The sequence below is a fragment of the Stappia sp. P2PMeth1 genome (assembly GCF_900185735.1).
GTDB lineage: Bacteria > Pseudomonadota > Alphaproteobacteria > Rhizobiales > Stappiaceae > Stappia.
In genome coordinates this window covers 165847-183788 of sequence record NZ_FYAW01000035.1, presented here as the reverse complement: position 1 = coordinate 183788, position 17942 = coordinate 165847, and the positions used below count along the sequence as shown (strand labels likewise).

Below are 17942 nucleotides of genomic sequence, written 5' to 3'. Positions count from 1 at the left end.
ACTGACCGAACCACGGTGAATGCCCCTGTGCCAATGCCGTGCGATCCGCGCCCCGGCGCCCCCGGCGCTCCGGCGGCAACCTGTTCACCGGTCTGATTTCGCTGGTCTTTCGCTATCGTCGGGTGGCAACGGCCACCTCCCGAAATGCTATTCAGCGAGCCTTCCGGTTGCAAGTGCGCGCCTTGTCGTGGCGTCCGGGATTGTCCCCCTTGCATGCATCCCCATCCCTTTCACGGTTCGCTCATCAACATGTAGCGGAAGGGCTGTTGCGGCGCACACTTATTCGATACCGTAGGGTCGTTCCGCCTCGTGCGGCGCATCGGGGAGCGAAACGGGATGTCGCGTGGCGGCGTCCCGCCGACCAGCCTCCCCTCAGACTCCACCGGGTTTCCGGCCCCTGCTGCAAGCGATCGGAGCGTATGGATAAAATTCGGGATTTCATCGAGAATCAGTTTCTGATCGAGTTCGACGACTCGTTTCCCGAGGACTCCGACCTGTTCAAGGAGGGCGTGATGGACTCCTTCGGCTACGTGCAGTTGATCCGCTTTCTGGAGCAGGAGTTCGACATCCGCTTCACCGAGCAGGAAATGACCGGCGACGTGCTGGTCAGCCTCGTCCAGATCCGCGAAACCGTGGCCCGCAAGGTCGCGGCCCGCGCGGCGGGCTGAACGCAAGCGGCCGGAGAGCCGGCCGGAACCGATCCAGGGGGCAAGCGACTTCATGTGCGGCATCGCCGGTTTCCTCAGTGCCGCCCCCCTCTCAGGGGATCAGGGCGCCCGGATCCGCGCCATGCTCGCGGCAATCGCCCATCGCGGACCGGACGGCGCCGGCTATGTGGTGGACGACGGTTTCGCCATGGGCACCGTGCGCCTCGCCATTCTCGATCCGGCGGCCGGGCTGCAACCGGTCAGCGACGAAAGCGGGCGCTACTGGCTCTGCTACAATGGCGAAGTCTACAACTACCGGGAGCTGCGCGAGACGCTTGTCAGTCTCGGCCATGTCTTCCGCACCGGCTGCGACACGGAAGTCGTGCTGCGCGCCTGGATCGCCTGGGGACCGGACTGTCTGACGCGCTTCAACGGCGGCTTCGCCTTCGCGCTCTACGACCGCGAGCGGCAGGAGCTGTTCCTGGCCCGCGACAAATACGGCAAGCGCCCGCTCTTTCTCGCCCGGCATGGCGAGACCATCCTCTTCGCCTCCGAGATGAAGGCCTTTCTCGCCGTTCCGGGATTCCGGTTCGAGCAGGACCCGCAGCAACTCGCCGCGATCCTCGGCCAGTGGACACCGCTGCCGCACCAGTCCGGCTTCCGGGGCATCGAGAGCCTGCCGATGGGAGAATGGGCAAGAGTGCGCGAGGGGCGGATCGAGCGCTTCGCCTATGACACGCTGTCCTTTGCGCCGACCGAGGCCGTCGCCAGCGAAGGGGATGCCATCGAGCGGATCCGCGAGCGGATGACCGATGCCGTGTCCTTGCGCCTGCGCAGCGATGTGGAGGTCGGCGTCTATCTCAGCGGCGGGGTGGACTCGGCCATCGTCGCCGCGCTCGCCCGTGAGCTGACCCCGCATCCGCTGTCCACCTTTTCGGTCGAGTTCGAGGATACGGAGTTCGACGAATCCGCCGAGCAGCGCCTCGTCGCGGAGCACCTGGGCACCCGCCATCACGCCCGCCGCATCAGCCATGCCGATATCGCCGAGGCCTGTCCCGAGGCGGTCTATCACGCGGAGGTGCCGGCCTTCCGCAGCGCCTTCATCCCGATGTTCCTGCTGTCGCAGCGCACCCGCGAGGCGGGCATCAAGGTCATTCTCAGCGGCGAAGGCGCCGACGAGGCCTTTCTCGGCTACGACCTGTTCAAGGAAACCCTGCTGCGCGCCGCGTGGAACGAGCTTCCAGAGGACGTGCGGCGCAGCCGGCTGGAGCAGCTCTACCCGCATCTCGCCCATTACGGGCCGAAGGACATTGCCGCCGTCACCGGGCTCTACCACCAGTTCTCGGCTGAGAAGATGCCGGGCCTCTTCTCGCATGAGCTGCGCTTCCAGAACGGTCAGTTCTCGGCCCGCCTGCTGAACGCGCCCAGCGATCCCTTTGCCGAGATTTCGGCGCTCGTTGCCGGCAGCCCCGAGTTCGGCTCGATGAGCGCCGTCGAAAAGGCGCAGTGGCTGGAATACAAGACCCTGCTGCCCGGCTACCTGCTGTCGACCCAGGGCGACCGCATGAGCCTTGCCCACGGGGTGGAGAACCGCTGCCCGTTCCTCGATCCGTCCGTGATCGGGCTCGCCGCCTCCGTCAACCTGCGCTTCGACGACGGGTTCACCGAGAAGCGGCTGTTGCGCGAGGCCTTCCGCGACCGGCTGCCTGGCGCCGTCGCCGACAAGCGCAAGTTCCCCTACCGGGCACCGGACGCGGCCGCCTTCGCCGCGCGCCGGCCGGACTATCTCGATCTCGTCCTGTCGGAGAGCGAACTGGCGAACCTGCCCTTCCTCAACGCCAAATTCGCCCAGCGCCTTGCCACGAAAGTGCTGACCAAGCCGGCCGAAGAGGTCAGCACCAAGGAAAACCAGACCTTCCTGTTTCTGCTGTCCATCGCCCTGCTCGACCGGTTCTTCGTGCGCAGGCAGGACCTCGGACAGGCAGGGATATCAAACGCCCTGCCGCCGCTGCAACGCGCGGTGGACCTGCGCGAGGAGGCCGCGCCTCACGCCTCCCAGGGGAACTTGGCGTCCCTCACGTAGCGGCGGATATCGGCCCGGATCCGCGGATCAGCGAACATCTCGCGATTGGCGGCGAGCGCCGCCTCGCGCTGGCCCTCAAGGTCGTCGAGCCCCGCGCCGGCCTGTGCCTTGAAGCGGGCGATGCCCGCCCGCCCCGGCAGCCGCAACCGCATCAGGTGCTGGCGCAGAACCTCGTCGGCCCGCTCGCCCAGCGCATCGACCAACCCGAAGGACAGGGCATCGCGCGCGCCCACCGGCCGCGTCATCAGCGTCATGTAGCGGGCGCGCTGCGCCCCCACGCGGCGCGCCAGGAACGGCAGCACGCAGGCCGGATAGAGGCCGAACAGCAGCTCCGACAGGGCAAAGCTCGCGGTCTCGTCCGCGATCACGATATCGGCGGCCGCCGCCAGTCCGACGCCCCCGGCATTGGCCCTGCCGCGCACCACGCTCACGGTCACAAACGGCCCGCGCGCCATGCGCAGCCACAGATCGTAGAGCGGCGCCGGGTCCATCGGCTCGGCATCCTCGGCGACCGCGTCGAAATCGCCGCCCATGCAGAAGACGTCGTCGCTGCCCTCCAGCACCGCGACCGTGACGGGCCGGCCATCCGCCCCCTCGCCCGCCTCGCAGAGATCGAAGGCCGCGTGCAGCTCTTGCACCATCTGCGGCGTGATGCTGTTGCCGGCCTCCGGCCTTGCGAAGCGGATGCGGCAAATGCCTTGAGCGATGTCGCAGGAGATCGTCGAGAACTCCGTCATGCCGCCTCTCCCTCCGGCGCCCCGAAGACCAGCGCGACATTGCTGCCGCCAAAGCCGAAGGAGAGTTTCAGCGTATGGCGGATCCGGTGCTCCTGCACCGCGCCCTGCACCCAGCCGAAACCCTCGTCCAGCGGCGTCTCGAGATGCAGCACCGGGTGCAGCCACCCCTCGTGCATCTGGATCAGCACGGCGGCGGCCTCGATAGCGCCGGCCGCGCTCAGCCCGTGCCCGATGATCGACTTGGTGGCGTTGACCCGCGCATGGGCGAGGCCGAGCCGGCGCAGGGTCTCAAGCTCGGCGTCGTCGCCGGAGGGCGTTCCCGTGGCATGGCCGTTGACATAGTCGATGTCGGCGGCCGCCAGTCCGGCGGCGGCCAGCGCGTCTTGCGCGGCGCGAACCTGCCCTTCGGAGTTCGGCTCCGGCCCTCGGCTGCCATCGGCGCAAAAGCCCGTTCCCAGCACGCGGCCATAGATCGTGCCCCCGGCAAGCTCCGGCCGGGTGACGACCAGCGCGGCGCAGGCCTCGCCATAGAGGAAACCGTCATGGCCCCTGTCCATCGGCCGGCAGACCGGCCCCGCGCCCAGCGCGCCGAGCGCCCGGAAGCCCTGCAGGTCCATCAAGGACACGTCCTGCAAGGCGCCGAGGGCGATACAGGCGTCGACCCTGCCGCTCGACACGGCCTCGGCTGCCGCGACGATCGCAGCCGCGCCGCTCGCCGAGGCCGCGCCAACCGTGTGGGCAAAGCCGCGGATGGGAAATTGCGAGGCGCACAGGCCGCAAATATCGGTGTCGAGGAAGACGTGGCCATGGCGCGGCGGCAGGAAATCGAGCCGCTCGGCATAGTCGCGCAGGCTGAGAAACTGCTCGCGCGCCATCAGGTTGGTTCCGCCGACGATCAGGCCGATGCGCTCGGGGACGAGGCGATCCAGCCCTGCCTCGCGCCAGGCCTCGTCGAGGACGGCGACCGCCGCGCGGCCGCTGAGGCCGGCGGTGCGCTCGACCCGGGGCGGCAGGATCGAGGGCGGATCGGGCATTTCGACGCCGAAGAACGGCGGGCTGCCGTCGCCGCGTTGCCGGCCGGGACGGGCAAGCGGCGCGAAGACGCTCCGCCCCTCGAACAATCCCTGCCGGAACGCGTCCTTGCCATGGCCGAGGCCGCTGCCGACCCCGATGCCGGTGACGACGGGCGGATGGACGTCAGGCCTTGGACTTGGCATGCAGCAGATCGGCCAGTTCGCCGATGTTGCGGGGGCCGTGCAACTGGACCATCGGCACTTTCAGGCCGAGGACCTCCAGCGTTGCCAGGATGACCTCGCTGCGCTCGATGGAATCGACCCCGAGATCGGCCATGGAATCGGCGCGGGTGATCGGCTGCGCCTCCAGCTCCGGCACGGTGCTGCGGATCTCGGCAATGATGATCTCGGCAATCCGGTCGCTGTCCAACACGCCCCCTTTTCCGGCTCCGTCGCGGCAGCCCGGCTCAGATCCAGATATACTTGCGGTGGTAGCCGACGACCGCATCCAGCACAAGCCGGTCGCCGGCCGCATCAACCGGCCAGGCATCCGGCACGATCTGGTGGTTCAGTTCCGCGTCCTTCGTGCCGAAGCGCACGACGCTCTCGCCGCGCAGCAGGGTCTCGTAGTCCGCGATGGTGAGGCGATGGCGGCGGTCCAGCGCGGCCGGAATCCGCATCGCGCGCAGCAGCGCCTGGCTCTCCGGCGTCACCACGCCGCTGTAGAATTCCGAGCAGCAGCCCGAGCCGTAGGAGAACAGGCCGACCCGCATCGGCGCATCAATCGTGGCCGTCTCCAGCATGCCGGCCAGCGCCACGAAGACCGAGCCGCCGGCGGTGTTGCCGACCCGCTTGCCGAAGGCGAGGCTCGGCGCCAGGCGCGCCTGAAAGTCGGCCTCGATCTCCTTGGGCGGCGCCTTGTAGAGCCGGCGCATCAGGTGCCGGTGGGCGCCCTTGACCATGCCGCCGAACGGCGTGTGGAAACACAGTTGGCCGAAGCTGTCGCGAAAGTCCGCGTTTTCCACCCGGCGACTGTAGTCGCGGAACGCGCCCTCGCAGCAATCGAGATAGGCCATCAGCGACAGGTCCGCGTCGCCCGCCTCGGTATCGGGACCCGGACGGCAGGTGTCCATCACCTCGAAGCCATGGTTGCCATAGGCGCCCGGATCGATGCGCAGGACATGCGGCGTGTCGGAGACCAGCATCGCCACCGCGCCGGCACCGGAACTTGGCTCCGAATAGGCCCATTCCTCGATAGCGCCAGCATCGGCGAGCGCGAAGCGGGAAATGTCGGTCGCCACCACCAGGGCCTTGGCGCCGGGCGAGGTCTGCGCCAGCACGAAATTCACCGCCATCTGCAAGCCGGCGGTCCCGGAATAGCAGGCCTGCTTGATCTCGAAGAGCCGGCAGTTGGACGGCAGGTCCAGATGCGCATGCACATAGGTGCTGAGCGACTTGCCGAAGTCGATGCCGGACTCGGTGCAGGTCACCACCATCTCGATGCGGGCGCGCTCCTCCGGCGCCAGCGCATCGATCAGCGGCCGGGCCGCATTGACCGCGAAGGTGACCGGGTCCTCGTAAGGAAGCGCCACCGTCTTTTCCTGCATCAGCAGGTTCTCGAAGCGGGGCATGTCGAGGCCGCGATGCAGGCACAATTCTTTGACGTCGAGACAGGCCATGCCGCCATAGACGTTCATCGCCTCGATGCCGGCGGCGCGGGCCTCGATGCCGACGGCACGGGTCATGCGGCACCTCCAACGCGGACCGGCAGCCGGCCCAGCCCGCGGGCGTTGAGCCGGTCGAGCCGCCATTCGGGCTCGCCCGCCAGTTCGATGGAGCCGTAGCGGTCAAGCAGGGCGGAAAAGGCGATCTGCGCCTCCAGCCGCGCCAGCGGAGCGCCGATGCACACATGCGGGCCGGATCCGAAGGTGAGCTGGGCATTGGCGGGGCGGCCGATATCGACCTCGTCGGCGCGCTCGAAGCGGGCCGGATCGCGGTTGATCGCACCGATGAGGCCGAGCACCGGGGCGCCGGCCGGGATCAGCGTGCCTTCGACCTCGACGTCCTCGCGGGCCACCCGCAGGATCATGTTGCCGCCCGGCTCCATGCGCAGGAACTCCTCGATGGCGGTGCGCAGCAGGCTGCGGTCGGCACGCAGCCGCGCCATCTCGCCGGGATGGCGGAGCAGCAGCAGCAGGCCGTTGCCGATCAGCGTCACCGTGGTCTCGTGGCCCGCGACCAGCATGGAGACGAGATTGGTCAGCGTCTCCTCCTCGTCGAGCGTGCCGTCGTCCTGGGCGCGAATCGCAAGGTCCATCAGACTGTCGCCCGGCCGGGCGCGGCGGGCGGCGATGTGCTCGCGCAGGAAGGCCTTGAACTCGGTCAGCGCCTCCAGCGCTTCGCTCTTCTGGTCCGGCGTCATCAGGATGTCGCCGATGCGGATCAGCGAGGCGCTCCAGCGCGCGACCGTCTCGTCGAGGCTCTGCGGAATGTCGAAGAGCTTGCACAGGACCCGCAGCGGCAGGGGACCTGCGAAGGACTCGATGATGTCGACGGTCCCCTCGCGCGGCATTGCCTCCAGAAGCTGCGCCGCCTCGGCCTCCACAAGCTCCCCGACGTCGCGCACGGCCTGCGAGCGGAAGGCGGGTTCGTAGACCTTGCGCATGCGGGCGTGCTCGGCGCCGTCGCAATTGATCATCTGCGGCTGGAACTCGCTGAACAGCCGGTAGCCGACCGGGTCGTGCACCCGGTAGTCCGGCGCGGTCCAGCCGTTCTTCCAGTAGCGGGTGTCGCGGCCGAGTTCCGAGGACTTCGCGACCTTCAGGAAGGCCCGGTGCCCGAGCACGAAATAGACGCCGGAGGCCTCGTCGAGATGGACGGGGCCGAGCGCCTGCAGCCGCTTCAACTCGCTGTAAGGGTTCTCCAGGAAGGCCCGGTCGGTGAGGATGCCCCACCAGTCGATCCGCTCGCCCTGCGTTTCCGCGCCGCGCTCGCTCATGTGCCCGTCCCCTATCGTGCCGCGTAGAGATGAAAAACCGCCGCCCCGCCCTCGGCGAGCGGATGCGTGTCGGTCGTCACCCGGTAACCGCGCGCCGTCAGCCCGGAGGCGATCTCCTCCAGCTTCGGCCGGCCCAGATGCACCTCGACCATCAATTGGCGGATGCGCGGCCAGTCGGCCTCGGTGATGCCGGCAAGCACCTCCTCCTCGGCCCCTTCCGTGTCGATCTTCAGAAGGTCGATCGTCTCGACATCGTAGGCGGCCATCTGCGACGACAGCGTGTCGATGCGGGCCCGCACCCGCTCCACCCGGAGCAGGTCGTCGAGAAAGCCGTCCTCCTGCGCCAGTTCGCCCGCGCCGGTCCGCTCGATCACCGCGCGCACCGCCTCGCCGGCGCTTCCCCTGAGAAGATCGCGGATGCCGCCGGCCATCCGCGCGCCGACCTCGTGATGCGCCGTCGACAGCGCCGCGACGCCGGGGAAGTAGTCGAACTCCACCTCGCCGGCCTCGGCGCCAAGTCCCAGCGGCACGGCAACGGCCTGCGGCTGAATCAGCGCCATATTGCGCTCCAGCGCGGCGAAGACCTGTGGCACCGGCTCGAAGGCGAAGATGCGTGCGGACGGCGCCTGCTGGCGCAGATGCAGCGAGAACAGGCCGATATTCGCGCCGACATCGAAGACCGCCCCGTCCGGCTGCAATGTCAGGCCATGGGCTGCAAGGTCCTGCGAAAAGATCTCGTGCACCGCGAAATCAACCTCGTAAGGGTTGATGCAGGCGATTTCCCGGCCGTCGGGCAGCAGGGCTTTCTTCAAGGTCACGGGGCCGTCCATCCGGGTCGGGAAGAATCGCGACGCCCCTTGAGGGTTGACGTCGGCAGCGAGTGTTCCCCATGTGAAAACAGGGGTCAAGGAACGATCCCGGACATGGTTCCCGCCAAGGCTCCTCATGAAACTGCGCGCCATCAGCGACCTGCATCTCGCCAGCCCGGCCAACCGCGACGCGCTGCTGGCGCTGCCGGACTATCGCGACGACTGGCTGATTCTCGCCGGCGATGTCGGCGAGCGGTTCGACCACATGCGGCTTGCCTTCACCGAACTGACGAAGCGCTTCGCGCGGGTGTTCTGGGTGCCGGGGAACCACGACCTGTGGGCGATCCCCGAGGAGGCCGGCCTGCCGACTCTGGTGGGAGAGGAGCGCTACCGCCGCCTTGTCGCCACCGCCCGCGCGCACGGCGTCGTCACGCCAGAGGACCCCTACCAGATCTGGACCGGCGACGGCGGCCCCTGCACCATCGCGCCGCTGTTCCTGCTCTACGACTACAGTTTCCGCCCGGCCCATGTCAGCCGCGACGGCGTCGTCGGCTGGGCGCGGGAGACGGGCTCGGTCTGCGCCGACGAGATGTTCCTCAATCCCTCGCCCTTCGCTTCGCGCGAGGCCTGGTGCGCCGAGCGCCTGCGGCACACGGAGGCGCGGCTGGCCGCCCTGCCCGCCGACATGGCGACGGTGCTGATCAACCACTTTCCGCTGCGCGAGGACCTGATCCACATTCCGCGGGCGCCGCGCTTCACCCCCTGGTGCGGCACGCGCGCAACCTTCGACTGGCACCGGCGGTTCAACGCCCGCGCCGTGGTCTCCGGCCATCTGCATGTGCGGCGCACCGACTGGCGCGACGGCACGCGCTTCGAGGAGGTCTCGCTCGGCTATCCGCGCCAGTGGGACCAGGCGCGCGGCATGGCCGCCTATATCCGCGAGGTGCTGCCCGGCCCCGATCAGCCGGAGGACGAGCTCGCCGCGCCGAGGTTCCGCAAGTAGTCGAGCGGCGCTTCGCCGATCTCCATCGACAGGCGCTCGGGATGCGGATGGCGCACGCCGACCGCCAGCTTGTGGCGGTCGGTCGGCTTCAGGTGGCGGAAGCGCCAGAGCGCCGCATCGTCCGCCGCGATGTTGTCGAAGCGGATCAGCGGCGGCTCCAGGGTGAAGGCGAAAGCATCGAGCGGCTGCGACAGACCCTTGCCGATGGCCTTCACATAGGCCTCCTTCAGCGTCCAGAAAGTGAGGAAGATCTCGGTCTTGCGGTCGCTCGGCGTTGCGGCCAGCAAGGCGCGCTCGTCGGCGGCAAAGACGCGTTTGGCAAGCTGGTCGACGTCGTTGACCCGCTCCAGCCATTCGACATCGACGCCGACATCGTTGTCGACCGTGAGCGCCACGGCCGCCAGGTCACGCGTGTGGGAGAGGTTCACTCGCAGGCGCGGCAGGCCGGCGGGCGGCGTCACCTCCGGCTTGCCGTGATCGCCGGCGGTGAAGCGCCAGTCGCGGGCCGGCAGGCCGGTCCACCAGGTCAGGAGGCCGCGCGTCAGCGCATGGGCGGCGATATAGACGTCCCGGTCGCGGTCGAAGTGGAAGCGGGTGGAGCGCTCCAACTCGCTGTCTTCCAGCAGGCTTTCCAGCAGGCCCCAGTCGTCCTCGCGGATGCTCTTCAGGTCCAGCCACCAGACGGTGACGTGATCGACGCCCGCCTCGAGCTTGTCGCGAAAGGGCGAGCCGTGCGAGATAGGCTGCTCCTGCTTCGCGCTGCCCTGCCAGGATTCCTGCATGCCGCCTGCTCCCAAGTCCCTGCCGCTCGTCTTCTGCTTCGCCGGCCAGGGCTCGCAGTATTACCACATGGCCGCCGACCTTCTTGCCGAAGAACCGGTGTTCAGGCAATGGATGGACATTGGCGATGCCATCGTGCGCGACAGGCACGGCGTCTCGCCGCTCGCCGAGATCCATGCAAGCGGACGGCGCGCCAGCGAGCCCTTCGACCGGCTGGAGCACACCCATCCGGCGATCTTCATGACCCAGTTCGCCATGGCCAAGCTGCTACAGCACAAGGGGATCCGCCCCGACATGCTGCTCGGCGTCAGCCTCGGCGAGTTCGCCGCGATGAGCGTTGCCGGGATGGTGCCGTTCGAAACGGCCCTTGCCGCCGTCGCGCGCCAGCCGCGCCTGTTCCTGGAAAGCTGCGCGCCCGGCGCGCTGATCGCCGTGCTCGGCCCGCCGTCCCTGCGCGAGAGCGAGCCACGGCTCGGCACCTTGAGCGAGCTTGCCGGCATCAACGCCGAACGCCACCATGTCCTGGCGATGCCGGGCGAGAATGCCGCGGAGGTCGAGGCGATCCTCACCCGGCTCGACGCGCCGTTCCAGCGGCTGCCGGTGCCCTTCGCCTTTCACTCGCGCTGGATCGAGCCGGCGCGCACGGGCGTTGTCGCCGATGCGGCGAGCGAGCGGCTGGAAAGCCCGTTCTGGCCGGTCTGGTCGGCCTGCCTCAGTGCGCCGGTGCAGCCCGGCGTTGCGGATCTCGCCTGGCGGATCGTCCGCGAGCCGATGCGCCTTGGCGCAACAGTGGCGGCGATCGAGGCGCAGGGCGGCGCCCATTACATCGATCTCAGCGCCACAGGCAGCCTCGCGGCGATCATTCGGCAGGATCTCGGCGAGGCCTCGCGATCGCGCATCAGCGCAGTGCTGTCGCCCTTCGGCGGCAACCTGCGGCGCCTCGCCAAGCTGCTGGAGACGGCCTGACCCCTGAGGTCAGCCCTCCATGATGTCGCGCAGGAAGTCGATGAAGCGCGGATTGGTGCCATAGGCGACGTTGACGCGGATCGCCGCGCGGCCGCGCCCTGCCCGCTCAGCCGCCGTACGATCCGGCGTGAACACGCTGCCCGGCGCCAGGAAGATGCTGCGTTCCGCCGCCTTGCGGCACAGCTCCATCTCGTCGATGCCTTCGGGAAACTCCGTCCACAGGTAGAAGCCCGGCGTCACGCTGGCGCGCACCGTCAGCCCCAGCGCCTCCAGTTGCGCCAGCGAGGCCTTGTGCGCCTCCTCGACGCGCGTCCGCAGTCGCCGCAGATGGCGCAGGTAGTGGCCGTCCTGGATCAGCTTGAAGACGAATCGCTCGACATAGTCGGCCGTCGCCACGCTCGTCAGCATCTTGAGATTGCCGAGCGAGGCGATGATCGACGGGTGCCCGGCGACGAAGCCGCAGCGCAGGCTCGCCGACAGGGTCTTGGAGAAGGTGCCGACATACAGCACCCGGTTGAGCTGGTCGAGCGCGGCAAGGCGCGGCAGCGTCGCCGGCAGGATGTCGCCGAGCACGTCGTTCTCCACCAGCAGGAAACCCCAACGCTCGGCGAGCCGCATCAGCCCGAAGGCCACCGCCGGCGACAGCGAGCCGCCGGTCGGATTGTGGGCGAGCGACTGGGTGAAGAAGATCTTCGGCCGGTGGATGGCGAGTTTGGCGGCAAGGTCTTCCAGATCCGGCCCATCCTGGGCGCGGCGGATGCCGACCATTCTCGCCTTGGCCAGCGTCAGCTTGCCGAACAGCGGATAGTAGCCGGGATCGTCGACAAACACCGTGTCGCCGGGCTCGATCAGGTGCCGGATGATCAGGTCGAAGCCGTGATTGACCCCGTGGGTCAGCAGCAGCCCGTCCGGCTGCACCGCGATCGCCCGCTCCATCAGCAGCACCCGCAGCCGCTGGCGCAGCGGCGCATAGCCCCAGGAACTGCCATAGCCGAAATCGACGGAGGACGGGCCTGCCGTCTTGAACACCGAGAAATAACGCTTGAGCTCGGAGCCCTCCATCCAGAAGGGCGGCGGACGGCCGTCGCCGGGGCGCACCTCGTAATGCTGGTCGAGCTGTTCGCGCAGCAGGGAAACCACGTCGACGGCGGCCGCCACATGCGGCGCCGGCGGCACGGAACGGGGCGGCTGGAACTGGGCGACGTAGTATCCCGAGCCCGCGCGCGCTTCCAGCAACCCGCGCGCCACCAGCCGGTCATAGGCCTCGGCCATGGTGTTCTTGGAAACGCCGTGTTCGCGCGCCGCCTGGCGCACGGAGGGCAGCCGCTCGCCCGCCTTGTAGGCGCCGGCGGACAGCAACCCGCTGACATGGCTGACGATCGTATCCGCCCTGGAACGCCTTGGCATGCCTCGTTTCCCGCTCACTGTCCCAATGATGGAACTGGGACAGTCATCGCAAATTTGACAGGAACTGTCCCTTGATTGTCCCAGTCATTCTTAGGACAGTTCGCGGACATAACAAACCGACTATCCGGGAGGATGCACATGAAGGATGTTTCCAGACGCCGTTTTCTCGCCGCTTCCGCCATCGGCGGCGGTGTGCTTGCCATGCCTGCGGTCGCCCGCGCGCAGGAGGCCGTCGAGTGGCGCATGCAGGCGCTGTGGGACGGTGGCACGACGCCGTTCGAGTTCGAGAAGGCCTTCGTCGCCCGTGTCGCGGAACTGACCGACGGCAAGTTCGACATCAAGCTGTTCTCCGCCGGACAGCTCGTGCCGGCGGCGCAGGCCTTCGATGCCGTGCGCAGCGGCGCCTTCCAGATGATGAAGACCTTCGACGGCTATGAGGCAGGCAAGATCCCGGCCTTCGCCTTCACCTCGACGATTCCCTTCGGTTTCCCGGAAGCCGACCAGTACGAGGCCTGGTTCTACGAGCTCGGCGGCCTCGAGATGGCGCGCGAGGCCTATGGCAAGGCCGGCCTCTCCTACATCGCCCCGACCGTCTACGGCGAGGAGCCGATGCACTCGACCGTCAAGATCGAGAGCATTGCCGAGATGGCCGGCAAGAAGGGCCGCTTCGTCGGCCTCGCTTCCGCGGTGATGGGCGATCTCGGCGTCGCCGTCTCGCCGATGGCGACCGCCGACGTCTATTCCGGCCTGGAAAAGGGCCTGATCGACTTCGCCGACCGCGGCGACCTGACCGCCAATTTCGAGGCCGGTCTCGGCGAGGTGGCGAAGTTCATCATCCTGCCGGGCGTGCATCAGCCGACCACCGCCACCAGCTATGTCGCCAACACGGCCGCCTTTGAGGCCCTGCCGGCCTCCTTCAAGGCGGCGCTGGCGGTTGCCGCGCGCGAGATTTCCGGCTCGCTGCGCCAGCGCATCCTGGTGCAGGACACGCTCGTGCTCGACAAGTATCGCGCGCAGGGCGTCGAGGTGATCCATCTCGATCCGGCCGACATCGCCGAGGCGCGCGTCAAGGCGGTCGCCTCCTGGACCACGGCAACCAAGGGCGACGCGCTCGCCACCCGGATCGTCGAGAGCCAGACCGCCTTCATGCAGTCGCTCGGGCTTCTCTGAGCCCTTCCTCCCCGGCGGGCGGCGCGCTTGCGTCGCCCGCCGTTTTGCTGCGTCCTGCCTGACCCACAGCAGACGGTCACCGACAGCAGGCTTTCTTCATGACCCCAGTTTTCAATTTCGTCACCGGCCTCAACCGGATCCTCTTCGGCATTGCCGCCCTTGCGATCTTCGCCGTGGTGCCGATGCTGCTCTACGAGGTCGTCGCCCGCTATGCCTTCCAGGCGCCAACCGTCTGGGCGATGGAGGCGAGCACGCTCCTGTTCGGTCCGCATTTCATGCTGGCCGGCCCCTATCTGCTGCATCTGCGCGGGCATGTCGCTGTCGACATCTTTAGCGAACGCAGCTCGGGCCGCACGCGCAAGGCGCTGGAAATATTCAGCTTTCTGGTGATCGCCATCTTCGCTGCCGTGTTCGGCTGGGTGAGCTGGCCGCTCGCGGTCAATGCCTTCCAGTTCGGCGAGACCAGTTTCTCCGCCTGGAACCCGCCGATCTGGTGGGTCAAATTCATCGTTCCCTTCGCCTTCCTGATGCTTTTCGCCCAGGCGCTCGTCGAAGCTGGCATGGCACTGCGCACGCCGCCAGCGGCCGCCGCCAAGGAGGCCCGCCCGTGAGTTCCGAACTCGTTCTCCTGGTGATGTTCAGCGGTCTTGTCGGCCTGCTGCTCACCGGCCTGCCCCTCGCCTTCGTTCTCGGCTCGCTGGCGCTGTTCTTCACCGTCGTCCTGTGGGGGCCGGCGGCGCTGACCGTCACCGTGCTGAACCTCTACGACACGATGCGCTCGGAATCGCTGCTGGCGATCCCGCTCTATGTGATGATGGCCAGCGTGCTGCAGCGCTCCGGCGTGATCGAAAGCCTTTACAACGCGATGGAGATCTGGTCGCGGCGCCTGCCGGGCGGCCTTGCCGTCGGCACCGTGGCGATCTGCACGATCATCGCCGCCATGACCGGCATCGTCGGCGCCGCCGTCGCGGCCATGGGCATGCTGGCGCTGCCATCGATGCTGAGGCGCGGCTACCAGCCGGAACTGGCCATCGGCACGATCTGCGCCGGGGGCACGCTCGGCATTCTCATTCCGCCATCGGTGATCACCATCGTCTACGCGGTGACGGCGCAGGCCTCCATCGGCCAGATGTTCATTGCCGGCGTGGTGCCGGGACTGCTGCTCGCCTCGCTCTATATCGGCTATATCGTGCTGCGTTCGGCGCTGAACCCGTCGATCGCCCCGCGCCCGACGGACGACGACGAGATCACCTGGGCCATGCGGCTCGGGGCGCTGAAGTCGCTGATCCTGCCGATGCTGATCATCGTCGGCGTGCTCGGCACGATCTACATGGGCATCGCCACCCCGACCGAGGCGGCGGCCGTCGGCGTCGCGCTCGCCTTCGTCTCGGCGCTGCTCGAGCGCCGCTTCAACGGCGAGCTGATCACCGGCGTCGCGCTCGACGTGGTCAAGGTGACGACGATGATCCTGTGGATCACCATCGGCGCGCGCGCCTTCGTGGCGATCTTCACCGGCACGGGCGGGGCCGACTTCCTGCTCGGCTTCATCCAGGACCTCGATACGAACCGCTGGCTGGTGCTGGCTGTGATGCTGGCGATCCTGTTCTTTCTGGGCATGTTCCTGGACGAGATCGGCATCATCCTGCTGTGCGTGCCGGTGTTCCTGCCGGTCATCGACTTCCTTGGCTTCGACCGGCTGTGGTTCGGCATCCTGTTCCTCGTGTCGGCGCAGATGGCCTATATCTCGCCGCCCTTCGGCTACACGCTTTTCTACATGAAGGGGGTGCTGCCCGCCGGCATCGGCATGGGCACGGTCTACCGCGCCATCATCCCTTTCATGCTTCTCCAGGCCCTCGGCATCCTGATCTGCGCCATGTTCCCCGAACTGGTGCTGTGGCTGCCGAAATCCATGATCCAGTAAGACCTTACCCAGGACAGGACTGACCATGAGCGACGCGCGATCTTCCCGTATCGAAGGTCTCCACAAGATGACGCCGGCCGAGCGCCTTCAGGCGGTGGCCGCCAAGGCCGGCCTTGGCAACGAGGCGATCGCCAATTTCGCGGCTGCCGCGGAAGGCCGGATCGAGCTGGCCGACCGGCTGGTCGAGAACGCGATTTCCAGCATCGCCATTCCGATCGGCGTCGCCACCAACATGATCGTCGACGGCCGCGAGGTCCTGGTGCCGATGGCGACGGAGGAGTCCTCCGTCATCGCCGCGGTCTGCAACGCGGCCAAGCGCTGCCGGCCGACGGGCGGCTTCTTCACCTCCTCATCGGGGCCGGTGATGGCGGCACAGATCCAGTTGCTCGGCGCCAGCGATCCGGAGCAGGTGCGCCTCAAAGTCTATGAACGCATTGAGGAAATTCGCGCGATCTGCGACGAGACCGACCCGCTTCTGGTCAAGCTCGGCGGCGGTTTCCGCGACATCGAGGTGCGGGTGATCGAGACGGCCGAAGGGCCGATGACCATCGTCCATATCATCGTCGACACGCGCGACGCGATGGGCGCCAACGCGGTCAACAGCATGGCCGAGGCGCTGGCGCCGCGGCTGGTGGAATGGACCGGCGCCCGCAGCCTGCTGCGGATCCTGACCAATCTCGCCGACCGCCGCGTGGTGCGGGCCCGCGCGGTGTGGCCGCTGGAGGAGATCGGCGGCGACGAGGTCCGCGACGACATGATCTCGGCCTATCATTTCGCCGATGCCGACCCCTATCGCGCCGCCACCCACAACAAGGGAATCATGAATGGTGTCAGTGCGGTAGTGCTGGCCACCGGCAACGATACCCGCGCCATCGAGGCCGGCGCCCACGCCTTCGCCGCGCGCAAGGGCCACTATGGCTCGATGTCGCGCTGGGAGGAGGACGCGGACGGCAATCTGGTCGGCATCCTGGAGATGCCGATGGCCGTCGGCCTGATCGGCGGCGCCACCAAGATTCACCCGACCGCGCAGGCCTGCCTCAAGCTGCTCGGCGTGGATAGCGCCGACCAACTGGCCCGGATCATCGTCGCCATCGGCCTTGCCCAGAACTTCGCGGCGATGCGGGCGCTGGCGACCACCGGCATCCAGAAGGGCCACATGGCGCTGCATGCCCAGAACGTCGCCCTGCTGGTCGGCGCGGTCGGGGATGAAATCGACCAGGTGGCGCGCGAACTCAAGGCGCGCGGCAAGGTTCGCCAGGATATCGCCGAGGAAATCCTCGCCGCCTTGCGCGCCGGAAAATAGGCCGGGCCGGATGAGCGAGCGCGTCACCATCGTCGAAGTCGGCCCGCGCGACGGGCTGCAGGCGCGCAAGGAACCGATCGCGACGGCGGCGCGCATCGGCCTTGTCGAGCACCTGCGGCGGGCGGGGATAAGGCGGATCGAGGTCGGCTCGTTCGTCTCGCCGAAAGCCGTTCCGCGGATGGCCGATACCGCCGAGGTGATGACCGCGACGGGCTCGCGCCAGCGGGACGGCGACATGGTGCTGGTCGCCAACGAGCGCGGCCTCGACCAGGCCATCGAGCACGGCGCCCGCGCGGTCGCCGTTTTCACCGCCGCGAGCGATGCGTTCGCCGAAAAGAACATCGGTTGTACCGTCACCGAGTCGCTCGCCCGCTTCCGGCCGCTCGTTGAAAAAGCGAGAGATTACAAGATCTTCGTGCGCGGCTACGTGTCGACGATCACCGATTGTCCCTATGCCGGGCGGGTCGCGCCGGCGGCGGTCGCGGAGGTGTCGCGGGCGCTTCGCGACATGGGCTGCGGCGAGATTTCGCTGGGCGAAACGCTCGGAAAAGCAACGCCGGCGCGCATCGCGGCGGTCGTCGAGGCGGTCGCCGGACACGTTCCGGTCGCAGAGCTTGCCGCGCATTTTCACGACACCTACGGGATGGGCATCGCCAATGTCGCCGAGGCGCTGCGGCTCGGAATTCGCACCGTCGATGCGGCGGCCGGCGGGCTCGGCGGCTGCCCCTTCGCGCCGGGCGCGGCCGGCAACGTCGCCACCGAGGACGTGCTCTATCTGCTCTTAGGTGATTGTTACGACTGCGAAATTTCGATGGAACCGCTGCTCGACGCGGTCGCCTTCATCGCGCGCGAGATGGGCATCCGCCCGACCAGCCGGGTCTACAAGGCGCTGCGCGGCAGCACCGGCTGAGGCGAAAAACCGGCGCGACGGCCGTCTCGAAAATTGAGACGGATTTTGCAAAATTCCGTCTCAATATCGCGCGAAATTGGGAATCTCGTCTCGAAATCGGCAAAGGCGGCAAGCCTCCCGAATCCGCCCGCAAGGCGCCGGAGCGGATCGGCCGCGCGTCGGCCGGGACGGCTCAGATGACGTTACGTAACGTCT

17 protein-coding genes are annotated in these 17942 nt (G+C 67.9%); 9 read left to right on the top strand and 8 right to left on the bottom strand.

What is annotated here, in order from left to right:
• Positions 1-419: 419 nt before the first annotated feature.
• The gene (locus P2PM1_RS20770) at positions 420-668 is read left to right on the top strand and encodes a phosphopantetheine-binding protein (RefSeq protein WP_186386684.1); all 249 of its coding nucleotides are present in this window, start codon (positions 420-422) and stop codon (positions 666-668) included.
• Between the two features lie 52 nt (positions 669-720).
• On the top strand, positions 721-2730 hold the full coding sequence (gene asnB / locus P2PM1_RS20765) for an asparagine synthase (glutamine-hydrolyzing) (RefSeq protein ID WP_186400368.1): 2010 nt from the start codon (positions 721-723) through the stop codon (positions 2728-2730).
• On the opposite strand, the gene P2PM1_RS20760 is transcribed toward asnB, so the two are convergent.
• The 6 genes from P2PM1_RS20760 to P2PM1_RS20735 are packed head-to-tail and all read right to left on the bottom strand — an operon-like array spanning position 2694 to position 8296.
• The gene (locus tag P2PM1_RS20760) at positions 2694-3467 is read right to left on the bottom strand and encodes an enoyl-CoA hydratase/isomerase (protein ID WP_186400367.1); all 774 of its coding nucleotides are present in this window, start codon (positions 3465-3467) and stop codon (positions 2694-2696) included. The genes asnB and P2PM1_RS20760 overlap by 37 nt on opposite strands.
• Entirely contained in the window at positions 3464-4684 is a 1221-nt protein-coding gene (locus P2PM1_RS20755; protein WP_186400366.1) for a beta-ketoacyl synthase N-terminal-like domain-containing protein, read from the bottom strand. Before P2PM1_RS20755 ends, P2PM1_RS20760 begins: the two co-directional genes overlap by 4 nt.
• Positions 4665-4913: an acyl carrier protein gene (locus tag P2PM1_RS20750; RefSeq protein WP_208985358.1), complete on the bottom strand. Its 249-nt coding sequence runs from the start codon at positions 4911-4913 to the stop codon at positions 4665-4667. The genes P2PM1_RS20755 and P2PM1_RS20750 overlap by 20 nt, the downstream gene beginning before the upstream one ends.
• Before the next feature lie 34 nt (positions 4914-4947).
• Complete coding sequence (locus tag P2PM1_RS20745; RefSeq protein ID WP_186400365.1) at positions 4948-6225, bottom strand: hydroxymethylglutaryl-CoA synthase family protein; 1278 nt, start codon at positions 6223-6225, stop codon at positions 4948-4950.
• On the bottom strand, positions 6222-7478 hold the full coding sequence (locus P2PM1_RS20740) for a cytochrome P450 (protein ID WP_186400364.1): 1257 nt from the start codon (positions 7476-7478) through the stop codon (positions 6222-6224). The genes P2PM1_RS20745 and P2PM1_RS20740 overlap by 4 nt, the downstream gene beginning before the upstream one ends.
• A gap of 11 nt (positions 7479-7489) precedes the next feature.
• Positions 7490-8296 (bottom strand): FkbM family methyltransferase, encoded by an 807-nt coding sequence (locus tag P2PM1_RS20735; protein WP_186400363.1) that lies wholly within the window; start codon positions 8294-8296, stop codon positions 7490-7492.
• Positions 8297-8423: 127 nt separating this feature from the next.
• On the opposite strand from P2PM1_RS20735, the gene P2PM1_RS20730 reads away from it, so the two are divergent.
• Positions 8424-9290: a metallophosphoesterase gene (locus tag P2PM1_RS20730; protein ID WP_186400362.1), complete on the top strand. Its 867-nt coding sequence runs from the start codon at positions 8424-8426 to the stop codon at positions 9288-9290.
• Here P2PM1_RS20730 and P2PM1_RS20725 read toward each other — a convergent pair.
• Positions 9248-10072, bottom strand: a complete 825-nt coding sequence (locus P2PM1_RS20725; RefSeq protein WP_186400361.1) for a 4'-phosphopantetheinyl transferase superfamily protein — start codon at positions 10070-10072, stop codon at positions 9248-9250. The genes P2PM1_RS20730 and P2PM1_RS20725 overlap by 43 nt on opposite strands.
• On the opposite strand from P2PM1_RS20725, the gene P2PM1_RS20720 reads away from it, so the two are divergent.
• Positions 10071-11036, top strand: coding sequence for an acyltransferase domain-containing protein (locus P2PM1_RS20720; RefSeq protein WP_186400360.1), 966 nt, complete (start codon positions 10071-10073; stop codon positions 11034-11036). The genes P2PM1_RS20725 and P2PM1_RS20720 overlap by 2 nt on opposite strands.
• 9 nt (positions 11037-11045) lie before the next feature.
• Here P2PM1_RS20720 and P2PM1_RS20715 read toward each other — a convergent pair whose 3' ends face one another.
• On the bottom strand, positions 11046-12443 hold the full coding sequence (locus tag P2PM1_RS20715; protein WP_186400359.1) for a PLP-dependent aminotransferase family protein: 1398 nt from the start codon (positions 12441-12443) through the stop codon (positions 11046-11048).
• 138 nt (positions 12444-12581) lie between these two features.
• Here P2PM1_RS20715 and dctP point away from each other — a divergent pair, with 138 nt between their 5' ends.
• The 5 genes from dctP to P2PM1_RS20690 all read left to right on the top strand — a co-directional run bounded on the left by dctP (position 12582) and on the right by P2PM1_RS20690 (position 17747).
• Positions 12582-13613 (top strand): TRAP transporter substrate-binding protein DctP, encoded by a 1032-nt coding sequence (gene dctP, locus P2PM1_RS20710; protein ID WP_186400358.1) that lies wholly within the window; start codon positions 12582-12584, stop codon positions 13611-13613.
• A gap of 98 nt (positions 13614-13711) precedes the next feature.
• Positions 13712-14224 carry a TRAP transporter small permease subunit gene (locus tag P2PM1_RS20705; protein WP_186386671.1) on the top strand — a complete coding sequence of 171 codons (513 nt, stop codon included), beginning with the start codon at positions 13712-13714 and terminating at the stop codon, positions 14222-14224.
• Positions 14221-15534 (top strand): TRAP transporter large permease subunit, encoded by a 1314-nt coding sequence (locus tag P2PM1_RS20700; RefSeq protein ID WP_186400357.1) that lies wholly within the window; start codon positions 14221-14223, stop codon positions 15532-15534. The genes P2PM1_RS20705 and P2PM1_RS20700 overlap by 4 nt, the downstream gene beginning before the upstream one ends.
• 25 nt (positions 15535-15559) lie before the next feature.
• The gene (locus P2PM1_RS20695) at positions 15560-16837 is read left to right on the top strand and encodes a hydroxymethylglutaryl-CoA reductase, degradative (protein WP_186400356.1); all 1278 of its coding nucleotides are present in this window, start codon (positions 15560-15562) and stop codon (positions 16835-16837) included.
• A 10-nt stretch (positions 16838-16847) separates the two neighbouring features.
• Positions 16848-17747 (top strand): hydroxymethylglutaryl-CoA lyase, encoded by a 900-nt coding sequence (locus tag P2PM1_RS20690; protein WP_186400355.1) that lies wholly within the window; start codon positions 16848-16850, stop codon positions 17745-17747.
• Positions 17748-17942: the final 195 nt, after the last annotated feature.